Origin of the sequence: Blastococcus sp. URHD0036, assembly GCF_000701365.1 — a bacterium.
In the GTDB taxonomy this organism is placed as follows: Bacteria; Actinomycetota; Actinomycetes; order Mycobacteriales; family Geodermatophilaceae; genus Trujillonella.
Genome location: NZ_JNIK01000021.1, coordinates 202,157 through 215,383 on the forward strand (window position 1 = coordinate 202,157; position 13,227 = coordinate 215,383).

Annotated in this window: 8 protein-coding genes and 1 other RNA gene; 4 read left to right on the plus strand and 5 right to left on the minus strand. The window is 76.1% G+C overall.

Annotated elements, in window-relative coordinates:
• The first annotated feature begins 92 nt into the window (after positions 1-92).
• Positions 93-1,061, plus strand: coding sequence for a hypothetical protein (locus N555_RS0123135; protein ID WP_029433868.1), 969 nt, complete (start codon positions 93-95; stop codon positions 1,059-1,061).
• 13 nt (positions 1,062-1,074) lie between these two features.
• Here N555_RS0123135 and N555_RS27140 read toward each other — a convergent pair whose 3' ends face one another.
• The 5 genes from N555_RS27140 to N555_RS0123155 all read right to left on the minus strand — a co-directional run bounded on the left by N555_RS27140 (position 1,075) and on the right by N555_RS0123155 (position 7,297).
• The gene (locus tag N555_RS27140; protein ID WP_029433869.1) at positions 1,075-1,791 is read right to left on the minus strand and encodes a hypothetical protein; all 717 of its coding nucleotides are present in this window, start codon (positions 1,789-1,791) and stop codon (positions 1,075-1,077) included.
• Complete coding sequence (locus tag N555_RS0123145; protein WP_051684390.1) at positions 1,788-5,339, minus strand: PKD domain-containing protein; 3,552 nt, start codon at positions 5,337-5,339, stop codon at positions 1,788-1,790. The genes N555_RS27140 and N555_RS0123145 overlap by 4 nt, the downstream gene beginning before the upstream one ends.
• A gap of 255 nt (positions 5,340-5,594) precedes the next feature.
• An RNA gene (gene rnpB, locus N555_RS27160) (RNase P RNA component class A) lies at positions 5,595-6,016 on the minus strand.
• A 173-nt stretch (positions 6,017-6,189) separates the two neighbouring features.
• The gene (locus N555_RS0123150; RefSeq protein WP_029433871.1) at positions 6,190-6,918 is read right to left on the minus strand and encodes a PIG-L deacetylase family protein; all 729 of its coding nucleotides are present in this window, start codon (positions 6,916-6,918) and stop codon (positions 6,190-6,192) included.
• 19 nt (positions 6,919-6,937) lie between these two features.
• Positions 6,938-7,297: a DoxX family protein gene (locus N555_RS0123155; protein WP_029433872.1), complete on the minus strand. Its 360-nt coding sequence runs from the start codon at positions 7,295-7,297 to the stop codon at positions 6,938-6,940.
• A gap of 135 nt (positions 7,298-7,432) precedes the next feature.
• Between N555_RS0123155 and N555_RS27145 the strand changes: the two genes are divergently transcribed.
• Genes N555_RS27145 through N555_RS0123170 form a run of 3 tightly spaced genes read left to right on the plus strand, consistent with a single transcriptional unit; the run spans position 7,433 to position 13,221 of the window.
• Complete coding sequence (locus N555_RS27145; RefSeq protein WP_051684391.1) at positions 7,433-9,691, plus strand: putative bifunctional diguanylate cyclase/phosphodiesterase; 2,259 nt, start codon at positions 7,433-7,435, stop codon at positions 9,689-9,691.
• A complete protein-coding gene (locus N555_RS0123165; RefSeq protein ID WP_156036501.1) occupies positions 9,688-11,928 on the plus strand; it encodes a putative bifunctional diguanylate cyclase/phosphodiesterase in 2,241 nt (746 codons plus the stop codon). Before N555_RS27145 ends, N555_RS0123165 begins: the two co-directional genes overlap by 4 nt.
• 48 nt (positions 11,929-11,976) lie before the next feature.
• Positions 11,977-13,221 (plus strand): SLC13 family permease, encoded by a 1,245-nt coding sequence (locus tag N555_RS0123170; RefSeq protein WP_051684393.1) that lies wholly within the window; start codon positions 11,977-11,979, stop codon positions 13,219-13,221.
• Positions 13,222-13,227: the final 6 nt, after the last annotated feature.

Consider the following 13,227-nt stretch of genomic DNA (forward strand, 5'->3'; position numbering starts at 1 on the left):
CGCATCAGGTCGGGCCAGGGGCTCCCGGGGCAGGGCGCCGGTCTCCGGCCGACACTGGGTCCCGACGGACCAGGCGAGAGGGGGCAGTGGACGTGACGGAGGACGGCGCGGCGGGCAGCGGCCGGGACGACCTGCCGCGCTCCCCCACGGGGCGGGTGCCGCAGTGGGTGGTCGCCGAGGCCGCGCAGCCTCCGCCCTCCGCCGCCCCGGGGCCGGTCCCCCCGGTCGCTCGGCACCGCCCGCGCCGGCAGCGGCGGCGGCCGCTCCGCGCGCTCGTGCTCGCCCTGCTGGCCCTCGCGGTGTGGGCCGTGGCCACCGGGCGCCTGGACTCGCTGACCGAGGCCCCCTCGCTGTCGGCACCCCCGGCCGCCGCGCCGACCACCCCCGCCGACCACCCGACCCCGAGCCGGGAGGCGGCCGGGGAGCCGCTGGGCACACCCGCCGCCGTGTCGGGGTCCAGCGACTCGTACCGGTTCGCCCAGACCGCCCCCGGCCAGTCGTTCATCGCCTACGACCCGTGCCGTCCGGTCCACTACGTCGTCCGCCCCGACGGCGCGCTCCCGGACGGGGACGCGCTGCTCGCCGAGGCCATCGCCCGGGTCTCGGACGCGACGGGCCTGGTCTTCGTGGCCGACGGCCCCACCGCCGAGGCGCCCACGCCGGAGCGCGCGCTGTACCAACCCGACGTCTACGGGAACCGCTGGGCGCCGGTGCTGGTGGTCTGGGCGACCGAGCAGGAGAGCCCCGGCCTGGCCGGCGACATCCTCGGCCAGGCGGGCAGCGCGGTGGTCGGTCTCGGCGACGGACCGCGGGTGCTCGTCACCGGGCAGATGGAGCTGGACGGCCCCCAGCTCACCGAGCTCCTGGAGCGGCCGGACGGCCGGGAGATCGTCCGCGGGGTCATCCAGCACGAGCTGGCCCACGTGGTCGGCCTGGACCACGTCGACGACCCGTCGCAGCTGATGTACCCGGAGACGTCCCCCGGGGTGACCGACTTCGGCACCGGCGACCTCACCGGCCTGGCCGTCCTCGGCCGCGGCCCCTGCGTGCCCGGCCTCTGACCCCGCCGCGGCCTCAGGCCGGCACGGCCCCCGAGAACACCGCGGGGAAGCGGTACCCGTCGACGTCCACGGAGAGGGCGACCGCGCCGAGGCGGTCGGCCGGGATCACGAACGAGTAGACGGCGGTGGCCGTGGCCCCCGGGGCCAGGGTCCCGGCGAAGTCGATCGTCTCCCGGTCGTAGAGGGGGGCGGCCTGGGTCGCCGGGTCGCCGTAGGCCGCCTGGACCACCACGGCGTCCAGGACCACGGGCGCTCCCGAGGCGTTGACCAGCTCCAGCTCGAAGACCGTCTGCGGCTGGCCCGCCAGAGCGCCCGGTCCGCTGCCGGAGCTGACCTGCTGGCGGGCGGCGACCACCCGGACCGAGGCGCCGTCGGACCACGAGGCGGGGGCGGCGAAGTCCGCCGGTGCCGCCTCGATGGTGCGGGCGGCCGCGGCCACGCCCTCGCGGGCGACCACCGGCGGGGCCGGCAGCTGGGTGGCCGCGGGCGGCGGCTCGGTCGGGGTCGGGTCCTCGTCCGCGGCCGGCTCGTCCTCGTCCGGGGTCGGTGCCGCCGGGTCCGACGACGTCGTCGGGCTCGAGGAGTCCGCGGCCGCGGCGTCGTCGTCCCCCGAGCCGCGGAGGACGAGCGTGACCACGAGCGCGGCGACGAGGACCAGCACCAGGGTGGGGAGCACCCGGCGCAGCAGCAGGTCGCGGCGGCTGCGCGGGGCGGGGGCGGGAGGAGTCACGCGACCGGCCGAGCAGTGAAGGCGGTCAGCCGCACCGGCACCGCGGCGGTCGCGCTGCTGGACAGGTAGGCGGTGACGCCCACGGCGCCGGGGCCCTGCAGCGCGGCGGTGGTGTCCGTGCGGCTGACCGTCCAGGTCGCGGGCTCGGTGGTGCCGGTCCACGCCCGCGCCTCCAGCGTCGTGGTGCCCGAGCCCGAGACCCGCAGGCGCAGGGTGAGCGCCGTGCCGGGGGTGTAGGTGCCGGGCAGGGTCGCCTCCGCCCCGATCAGGGCCTCGGTGCCGCCGCTGATCCGGACGACGCCCAGCCGCACGCTGCCGTCGGCCAGGAAGCGCGCACGCAGGTCGTACTCCGAGCCCGCGCCGGTCCGGCGGCCGATCAGGTAGAGGCTGAGCCCGGACCCGGACGGCGCCGCGCCCAGCGACACCGTGGCGGTGACGTCGGCGCTGCCCTGCGAGACCGCGCCCAGGTAGGAGCCGGTGTTGTTCGCCGGCCCCACCGTCAGGGTCGCCGTCCCCGGGGCGACCGACTGGCGGGTGGCCCCGGCCGAGACGGTCCATGCCCCGCCGACGTCGGCGGTCCCGAGGCCACCGGTGGCCGTCCGGCCGAAGGCGTCGGCGGCGAACGCGGTGCCCGCCGGGGGCGGCGGCGGCGAGACGGTCACGGTGCGGGTGGTGGTCGCGGTGGCGCCGTCGTCGTCGGTGACGGTCAGCGTGACCGTGTAGGTGCCGGCCGCCGCGTAGGTGTGGGCGGCGGTGGCGCCGCTGCCCGCCGCGGTGGCATCGCCCCAGTTCCAGGAGTGGCCGGCCACCGTGCCGTCGGAGTCGCTGGACGCCGAGCCGTCGACGGTCACCGTCAGCTGCGCGGCGGTCGCGGTGAACGACGCCGTCGGCGCGGCGTTGGCCGGCGCGGCCGCCACCTGCACCGTGCGGGTGGTGGTCGCGGTGGCGCCGTCGTCGTCGGTGACGGTCAGCGTGACCGTGTAGGTGCCGGCCGCCGCGTAGGTGTGGGTGGCGGTGGCGCCGCTGCCCGCCGCGGTGCCGTCGCCCCAGTTCCAGGAGTGGCCGGCCACCGTGCCGTCGGAGTCGCTGGACGCCGAGCCGTCGACGGTCACCGCCAGCTGCGCGGCGGTCGCGGTGAACGAGGCCGTCGGGGAGGCGTTGACCGCCCCGCCCGTCGCCAGGCCGTAGTGCTGCGCCACCTGGGCCGGGGTGAGGGCGAACGGGTAGACGGCCACCTCGTCGATCGAGCCGGCGAGGTTCCCGCTGGCCGGGGCGTTCTGCCAGCCGGTCAGGGTGCCGCGGCCGAGCATCCAGTAGCCGGTGCCCAGGCGGGTGTTGGCGGTGGTCAGCGCGGAGTTCGTGGCCACCGAGGCGCCGTCGACGTAGAGCCGGGCGCCGCCGGTGCCGATCGTCGCGACGACGTGGTGCCAGGTGCCGTCGGTGACGGCCGCCGGGCTGCGGACGGCGGTGTAGGTCGTGGTCGGGGTCGCGCCGCCGCTCTGCCGGGTGACGCCGAAGGAGATCCGGCCGCCGCTGTCGACGTAGAGGCCGCGGTCGCTGACGGTGTTGGCGCCGGAGGCCGAGTCGCCGAACTGCGCGACGACCCCGCCGGCGGTCGAGGTGGTGCGGACCCACGCCTCGACGGTGAGGTCGTTCGCCGGCGGCGCGGTCACGGTCGTCGAGGTGGCCGCGATGCCCGTCGTCGTCCCGTTGGCGGTGACCGCCGGGTCACCGGCGACGGCACCGGCGGCGCCGCGGCTGATGCCGGCGCCCTCGGTGAGGGTCGTGGTGCCGACGGCGCTGTAGGCGGTGCTGCCCGTGGTCTCCCCGAGCCGCCAGTACGCCGTCGGTCCGTCGGCCCGCACCTGGTTGGCGTAGGCGCTGGTCGCCGTCGCGACGGTCACCGCGTTGCCCTGCGGGCTGGAGACCACGTTGCCGAAGGCGTCGCTGACGGTGACCCGGTAGGACGCCGAGGTGCCGGGCGCGAGCCCCGCGTCGGTGAACGTGAGCAGCGGCATGCGCCACCACTGCGAGGCGGCGGTGACCGTGTGCACCGGGGACGTCTCGCTGTTGCGGTAGACGCGGTAGGTCAGGTCCTCGTTGTCCATGTCCCAGGACGACGGCCAGCTGACGGTGACCTCGCCGGCGGTGGTGGACGACGCGGTGGGCCGCATCTGCGCGGCGGTCAGCTCCGGGCCACGGTCGTTGGGGGCCACGGTGCTGCTGGCCATGCGGACCAGCGACTGCTGGCCGACGCCGTTGACGGTGGTGAACTCCCCGCCCATGACCAGGTAGTCGCCGCGGCCGGTCAGCGACCACGCGGCCTGCGACTGGCCGGTGTAGGTGCCGGCGTTGAGGGTCGGGAAGAAGTTCAGCACCGTGGGCCGGGGACGACCGGTCCAGCTGGTGTAGCGCGGTGTCTTGGTGGTCGGCAGCAGCGTGCCGGTCGGCTCGATGGTGTTGGCGATGACCCGCTTCCACACCGTGGGCGACTGGTCCGGGTAGCTGCCCGACGTCTCGCAGTCGTGGGCGTGGCCGGCGGTGTAGACGACGGTGCCGGTCGAGTAGACGTCGTACGGGTCGCCGTGGCAGTCGTTCATCCACACCAGGGCGAGGGTGTTCGGGTCGAGCGCGACGGTCCCCTCGAGGTTGCCCACCTGGAAGCCGTAGACCACGACGAAGAGGTAGCGGCCGTCGGACCGGGCGTTCCAGATGCCGCCGGCGTCGCCGAAGTTGGTGACGCCGAGGGTCCACGGGCGGAGGTCGCCGCCGGCCAGGTCGACGTTGCCCAGCGCGATCGAGGACTGGCCGTTCAGGGTGGAGAACTGCCCGGCGATGTTGATCCGGGTGCCGTCGGGGCTGAGCACGATCCCGCGGACGGTGTTGTCGGCCGACGGCGCCCAGGCGGTCAGCGCGCCGGTGCTCGCGGAGAACGCCGCCAGGCGGGTGCGGGTCTGCCCACCGGCGGTCGTGAAGTCGCCGCCGGCGTAGACGGTGGTCGCGGTCGCGGCGAGGGCGAGGATCGGCCGGTTGGACGTCGGCGCGAAGCCGGTCACCAGGGCGCCGGTGGCGGTGCTGAACGCCGCGACGTGGCCGCGGGCGACGCCGTCGACGGTGGTGAAGTCGCCGCCGACGTAGACCCGGGAGCCGTCGGGCGAGGCGACGATCGTGCGGCCCTGGCCGTTGAGAGTGTGGTTGAACGACGTGTTCAGCACGCCGGTGGTCAGGTCGAAGGCCAGCAGGTTGCCGCGCGGGGTCTGCGAGGTGCCCGCCGCGGCCCCCGCCGGCCGGGCCTGGGTGAAGCTGCCGGTCGCGTAGACCGTGTTCCCGACGGTCACCATCGCCCAGACGACGCCGTTGACCTGCACGGTGGGCAGCCGGTCGGCGGCCACGGTGGTCGGGAGGCCGGGCGCCGGGGCGGTGTCGGCGCTCGCGACGGTCGGCAGGACGAGCCCGCCGAGCAGGAGCCCGAACGACAGCAGGACGCCGAGGGCCGCGGTCGCGCCCCGCCGGGGCAGGCGGGGGGCGCGGACGGGGACTGCGGTCATTCGCGGAACTCCGGACGTCGGGCGACAGGGCGGGCGGTGCGCACGCTCCGTCACCAGTGGGCCTCCGTCGAGGGGGGTCGACGCAGGCCACACGCGTGGAGCGGCCGCTGAACCATCGACGCAGAGTGATGGCGTGTCAACGACGCCGGCACGGTTCGGGGCGTTTTCACCCGCGGGTGCTCGTCAGGAGCCACCCGTCCCCCAGCTGTCCCACCCGCGTTCCCCTGATCGGGGGACGGGGCGGTCAGGGGGCGACGGACGAGTCGGCCTGTACGCCGGGTTCTGTCCCCGGGCGCCTCGCGGCCTCCCGGTGTGCGGTCATCCATCTAGGCCTGCCGTTGCCGGCAGGCTCGAGCGGTCCACCCGCAGGCTCGGGCGGGCAGCCCTCGAACGCCTGCGCAGGACTGCGGCCGGTCGCCCAGCCGCCGTCCCTCTCGACCTTGCTCCGGGTGGGGTTTACCGAGCCACACCGGTCACCCGGTGTGCGGTGGTCTCTTACACCGCCGTTTCACCCTTACCAGCCGCTCCTCCGAGGAGGGACCGCTGGCGGTCTGTTCTCTGTGGCACTGTCCCGCGGGTCACCCCGGGTCGCCGTTAACGACCACCCTGCCCTGTGGAGCCCGGACGTTCCTCGGCGACGGGGTCTCCCCCGCCGACGCGACCGCCCAGCCGACTCGTCCGTCGTACCGGGGAGTCTAGTGATCGCCGCGGACGGCGATCAGGCAGGTCGCGCACCCGCCCGCCCCGGTGCCGCGGTACGGGCGTGGGTGCCGCGCTGCAGCCAGGCACCGGCCCACACACGGCGGCGGTCGGCGACCGCACCGCCGCAGCCGAGGCCGGACCCGGCGCGTCAGCCGGCGAAGAGGGCGAACCCCGCGTACCGGCGGCCGTCCTCACCGAGGGGCGCCGACCGCTCCACGACGCTGCGCGCCTGCGCCTCCACCGGCTCGTCGGACAGCGCGGCCAGGTAGCGGCGGTGCTCGCTGAGCGAGGCGACCGCCGGTTCGATGCCGTCGGTGACGTCGACGGCGTGGGTGACCCCGGTCGGCGTCGTGACGGCGATCCAGCGCACCCCGCGCCACGGCTCGGGATCGGCGAGCTCGGCGAAGATCCACTCGTTCGCCGCGTCGCCGACCGCGTCGACGGCGCACCGGCCCAGCGCCCGGTGGTCGGCGCTGTTCCAGTAGGCGGGGGCCACACCCGGCGGCGTCCACGTCTCGCCCCAGTGCATGGTCACCACCAGCTCGGGACGGTGCCGGCGGATCGCCGCGGCCAGCGAGCGGCGCAGCTCCAGGCCCTCGGTCAGCCGGCCGTCGGGATGGCCCAGGAAGTCGACGACCGCGACACCCACGGCGGCGGCGGCGCGGCGCTGCTCCTCCTCGCGGGCCGGCCCGGCCACCTCCGGCGGGCACCCGGCGATGCCGGCCTCGCCGCTGGTCGCCAGGACGTAACGGACCTCGCGCCCGGCCGCCGTCCAGACCGCGACGGCGGCCGCGCAGCCGTACTCGATGTCGTCGGGATGGGCCACGACGACGAGGGCCCGCTGCCAGTCGTCGGGAAGCGGCTCGGGAGAGGTCATGCCCCGGCATCCTGCCCGGTCAGCGGCCGCGCGCCACCCTCAGCGCGATGCCGATCATCGGCACCTGCAGCGGCAGCCGCAGCGCTGCGACGGTCAGCGGCAGGGGCGCACGCGGGACCACACGGAACGTGTGCAAGTGCGCGGGGACGAACGCCGCGAGCAGCCCGGCGGCCGCCCAGCCCCCGGCCCGGCGGGTGGCCGGCACCGCCATCAGCGCCGCCGTACCGATCTCGGCGACCCCGCTGGCGAGCACCCACCGCCGGGCCTCGCCCAGCTCCGGCGGCACCAGCCACTCGTACGTCTTCGGACGGACGAGGTGGATCACCCCGGACCCGCCCAGCGCGGCCGCCAGCACCTTCGCCCTGCCAGGGAGTCCCATGCCGCCACCGTAGGGGCACGGCCGGCGACCGGCCGGTCCGTCACCGTGGTTCCGGAACCCGTCGTATCACCCGCAGGGGGGACGCGGCAGTGTGCAACGGTCCACACCGGGCACCGTCGCGCCGATCACCAGGCCATGCGCCTGCGTCCGCACGACCGGCTGCTGCCCGGGGCACCCCGATGGGCACTGGCCCTCACCGGGCTGCCCGCGGCTGCCCAGGTCGTGCTGGCCCTGCTGGGCTCCATGCCGGCGGTCGGGACGGCCGCCCGGCTGCTGCTGGCCGTCACGCCCTTCCTCGGCCTCGCCATCGTGCTCGGCTGGCGGGCGCGGCACGTGCCCCACGACCGCGAGGTGTGGGTGCGGCTCTCCCGCGGCTGCCTGGTCCTCCTCGCCACGATCGTCGGCGCCGGGGCGCTCACCGTCGTCCCCGGCCTCGCGTCGTCCGCCGCGAACGGGTTCGCGATCGGCGTGCTGCTCGCCTTCCCGTACCTCTACAGCGGCCTGGTCCGGTGGAACCGCTACCGGACCAACCTCGCCGACCCCGGCGACGTGCTCAACGGCACCGCGGGGGTGCTGGCCGCGATCAGCGTCGGCGCCGTGGTGCTGGAGCGCGGGACCGGGGACTGGACCGAGCTGCGCCGGGTGACGGTCGAGGTGGCCGTCGGGCTCGTGCTCGCCGGCACCGCGATCTCCGCCGCGTTCCTGGGCGGCATGCGCCACGACCCCCGCCCCTGGCTGGTGAGCGTCCCCTTCACCGTGATCACCGCCTCGGGCATCTGCACCCTCGCCACCGGCTCGGTGCCCGCCTGGCAGTCCCCCGCCTCGGCCGTCGGCGTCCTCTGCCTCGCGTGGGCGGTGGCGCTGCGCCCCGCGCCCTCGGCACCCCAGCCGACCGACCCGATCAGCTCGACGGTGGGCGCCTTCGTCGTCATCCTCGCCTCCGCCGCCGTGCTCGTCCTCGCCTCGCTGCGCGGCGGGACCCCCACGGCCGCGTGGTGCGCCGCGCTGGCCATCGCCGCCAGCGGACTGCGACTGCTGGTCAACGTGCGCGAGCTCGCGGTGCTGGCGGTCACCCGTCGCGAGGCCCTGACCGACGAGCTGACCGGCCTGGCGAACCGCCGCGCCGTCCTCCGCCGGACCACCGAACTGCTCGACGGCGGCGTCCCCACCGCCTTCGCGCTGCTGGACCTCGACCGGTTCAAGGAGGTCAACGACGGGCTCGGCCACGGCGCCGGCGACGACCTGCTGCGGCTGGTCGGCGAGCGGCTGCAGTCCGTGGTGCGCGACAGCGACCTGCTCGGCCGGCTCGGTGGCGACGAGTTCGCCGTCGTCGCCGTCGTCGACCCGGGCGTGACGCCGGAGGTCGCCGCCACCGCCCTGTGCCGCCGGCTGCAGGCCCAGTTCACCGAGCCGTTCTCGCTGCACGGGATGTCGGTGCACGTCGGCGCCAGCATCGGCGCGACGACGTGGCGCGCCGACGCGGCCCAGCCCGGCGGACCCACCGGCATGCTGCGGGAGGCCGACGCCGCCATGTACGGCGCCAAGCGCTCCGGCCGCGGCTCCACCCTCTACGACGCCTCCCTGCACGCCGAGGGAGGGACGACGCTCGTGCTGGTCGAGGAGCTGCGCACCGGGCTCACCCGCGGCGAGCTCGTGCTGCACCACCAGCCGCAGGTCGACGTCCGCACCGGGCGCACCGTGGGCGTCGAGGCGCTCGTCCGCTGGGCGCACCCCACCCGCGGTCTCCTCGGACCGGCCGAGTTCCTGCCGGTCGCCGAGGCACACGGCCTCATGGGCGCCCTCACCGACCAGGTGCTGGCCGGCGCGATCGCCCAGCTCGCGCAGTGGCAGCGCCGGGGCCTGGAGCTGCGCATGTCGGTGAACCTCTCGGCCAGCAACCTGCTGGACTCCCGGCTGCCGCGGCGGGTCGCCGACCTGTTGACCGAGCACGCGGTGCCGGCCGGGTCCCTGACGCTGGAGGTGACCGAGACGGTGCTGCTGGCCGACTCCGAGCGCACCGCCTCCGTGATGGCCGCGCTGCGGGCACTCGACGTGGACATCAGCATCGACGACTTCGGCACCGGCTACTGCTCGCTGGCCTACCTGCGGCAGCTGCCGCTGAGCGAGCTCAAGCTCGACCGCTCGTTCACCGCCGACCTGGTCTCCGACGCGCGCACCGAGGCGATCGTGGCCAGCACCGTGGAGCTCGCGCACCGGCTGGGCCTGCGCGTCGTCGCCGAGGGCGTCGAGGACGAGTGCACGCTCGCCCGCCTCTCCGCCCTCGGCTGCGACGAGAGCCAGGGCTTCCTGCACTCGCCACCGCTGGCCGCTGCGGAGCTCGAGGCGTGGCTGGCCCGGTCCCCGGCGCCCGCGACCCTGGTCGGCCTCGCGTGACCGCGGGCCCCGCCACCCGGCTGCTGCCCGGTCGCCCGCGCGTCCTGGTCGCCGTCGTCGCGGCCGCCACGGTGCTGCAGGTGCTCCTCGCGGCGACCGACCTGTCTCCGGCACTCGAGCGGCACTCCGAGCTGCTCGCCCTGCCCGCCTACGCCGGCCTGGTCGCCGTCCTCCGGTGGCGGGTCGCGACCGTGCACGCCGAGCGCGACGTCTGGCAGCGGCTGTCCCTCGGTGCGCTCGCCCTGGCCGTCCTCACCCTGGTGGGGGCGCTGCTGGAGACCGTTCCCGCCACGCACGACGCCGGCCCGGTCCTCGCCGCGTGGGCGCCGCTGGCGGCCTACGTGTTCCTCTACGGCGGCGTCGTGCGGTGGAACCGCTACGGCACCGAGGTCGCCGACCCCGACAACCTGCTGACCGGCGTGGCCGCCATGCTCTCCTGGGTCGCGCTCACCCAGTCCGCCGTGGACGGTTTCGGGGGGCCCGAGTCGCTGACCGGCTCCCAGGTCCAGCCGCTGGTCGTGCACATCGCCTTCGCCCAGCTGCTCTTCATCACCACGCTGATGCAGCGGGTGCTGGGCGACCTGCGCCGAGACGTGCGGCCCGTGCTGATCGCGGTCGGCTTCCTCGGCATCGAGCTGGCGGCCTGCCTCGTGCTGGCCGAGGTCGCCGCTCCCGCCTGGGGCCCGGTCGCCGGCACGTTCCTCTGCCTCGTCATGGCGGTCGCGGCCACGATCGCGCCGAAGCCGGCCAGGTCCCAGCCCAGCGACGCGGCGACGTCGATGGCCGGCGCCTTCACCGTGATCGTCATCGGCACCGGCGCGCTCATCGCCTCCGCCGTCGGCACCGCGTCGGCCGTCGCGCTCGTCGCCGGCGGGTCGGCCGTCATCGCTGGCGGCGTCCGCCTGCTGATGGGTGTCCGCGACCTCGCCCAGCTCACCGCCACGCGGGCCGAGGCGCTCACCGACCACCTGACCGGTCTGCCCAACCGCCGCGCGGTGCTGCGCCGCATGGCGGAGGACGGCGGCCGGGGTCCGGTCACGGTCTTCGCCCTCCTCGACCTGGACCGGTTCAAGGAGGTCAACGACGGGCTCGGGCACGCCGCCGGGGACGACCTGCTGTGCCAGGTCACCGCACGGCTGACCCCGGTCCTGCGCACCGGGGACCTCCTCGGCCGCCTGGGTGGCGACGAGTTCGCCGTCGTGGCGACCGTGGAGGACGGCGCCTCGCCCGAGGAGACCGCCGAGCACCTGTGCCGGCGGCTGCGCGAGTGCTTCGTCGAGCCGTTCCTGCTCGAGGACCTCGCCGTCCACGTGGGCGTGAGCATCGGCGTCACGACCGGCTCCCCGACCGGCGACGACGAGGGCACCGCCCAGCTGCTGCGCGAGGCCGACGCCGCGATGTACGACGCGAAGCGCGGCGGCGGCGGCCACGCGCTCTACGACCGCACCCGGCACTCCGGCGACGGCACCGCACTCACCCTCGTCGAGGAGCTGCGCGCCGGCATCGGGGAGGGCCAGCTGGTCCTGCACCACCAGCCGCAGGTCGACGTCGGCACCGGTCGGGTCGTGGGCGTCGAGGCGCTGGTGCGCTGGGCGCACCCCCGCCTGGGACTGCTCGCCCCGGATCGCTTCCTCGACCTGGCCGAGGCGCACGGCCTCATGGGCCCGCTGACCGACGAGGTGCTCGACCAGGCCGTCCGGCAGCTGGCCGCCTGGCGGCTGGACGACCCCGGCCTCCGGTTGTCGGTCGACCTCTCCGCCAGCACGCTGCTCGACGCCGGACTGCCCGAGCGGCTCGCCGCGCTGCTGGACGCCGTCGGCGTGCCTGCGGCGGCGCTGACCCTCGAGGTGACCGAGGGCGTGCTGCTGCGCGACCCCGAGCGCACCCGCGCCGTCGTCGGGGCGCTCCGCGCGCTGGGGGTGGAGATCAGCATCGACGACTTCGGCACCGGCTACTGCTCGCTGGCCTACCTGCGCGAGCTGTCGGTCAGCGAGCTGAAGCTGGACCCCTCCTTCACCGCGGGGCTGCTCGACGACGCCCCCACGGAGGCCATCGTCGCGAGCATCATCGACCTGGCGCACCGGCTGGGGCTGCGGGTGGTCGCCGAGGGCGTGGCGGACGAGGTCACCCTCGGCCGGCTGGCCGAGCTCGGCTGCGACCTGACCCAGGGCCACCTGCACGGCCGGCCGGCTCCCGCACCGGAGCTGGAGATCGGTGCGGGTGCGCTCCGGGGCTGACCGCTCCCCTCCCGCGGCCTGCCGGCGGCGACCGTAGGGTCGGTCCTCGTGCCCGGCGTGGACCCGATCGGCCTCGCCGCCTCGGGCGCGGTGCTGGCGGCCACCCTCGCCGCCGCCCTCACCTCCCGCCCCCGCGTCCCTGCGGCGGCCGTGGCGGCGGCCGGCGCCGTCCTCGTCGTCGCGATCGGCCTCGTCGGCCCGGAGGACGCCGGGGACGCCGTCCGCGACGTCGCGCCGACGATCGGGTTCCTCGTCCTCGTGCTCGTGCTGGCCGCGCTCGCCGACGCCGAGGGCCTGTTCACCTGGGCCGCGGCCGCCACGGCCGCCCGCGCGGGCCGATCGCCCACGGCGCTGCTCGCCCGGGTGGGGCTGCTGGCCGCCGGGGTGACGGCCGTGCTCAGCCTGGACGCCACCGTGGTCCTCCTGGTCCCGGTCGTGGTCGGCACGGCCGCCCGGATGGGGATCCCTGCGCGGCCGCACGCCGTGCTGACCGGTCACCTGGCCAACAGCGCCTCGCTGCTGCTGCCGGTGTCGAACCTGACGAACCTGCTGGCCTTCGCGGCCACCGGCCTGACCTTCCTGCACTTCGCGGGGCTGATGCTCGGCCCGTGGCTGGTCGCCGTCGCGGTCGAGTACCTCGTGCTGAGGTGGCTGTTCCGTGCCGAGCTGTCCGGGACGGCGGACACCGCACCCGGCCCCGTCCCGCCGATCCCCCGAGCGGCGCTCGCGGTCGTGGCCCTGACCGTGGCGGGCTTCGGCGTCGCCTCCCTGACCGGCGTGCCCCCGGCCTGGCCCGCGGCCCTGGGTGCCGCCGCCCTGGCCCTGCGCCGGCTGCGGGCACGGACGAGCCGGCCGGCCGACCTGGTGCGCGCGGCCGACCTGCCGTTCGCCGTGTTCGTGGCCGGCCTGGCCGTCGTGGTCCTGGCCGTCCGCCGCAGCGGGCTGGAGTCGATCGTCGCCGGCGTCGTGCCCGACGGCAGCAGCCTGCTCGCCCTGCTCGCGGTCGCCGGCATCGCCGCCGTGCTCGCCAACGTGCTCAACAACCTGCCCGCGACGCTGGCGATGCTGCCGGTCGTCGCCGCGTCCGGACCCGGCGCGGTGCTGGCCGTGCTGATCGGGGTGAACATCGGCCCCAACCTGACCTACGCCGGGTCGCTGGCCAACCTGCTCTGGCGGCGGGTGCTGTCCGGGCGCGCGCCGTCCGGGAGCCGGTTCACGTTGATCGGGCTGGCGACCGTGCCGCTGACCCTGCTGACGGCGACGGTCGCGCTGTGGCTGGCGCTCCGGGTCTGACCGGCC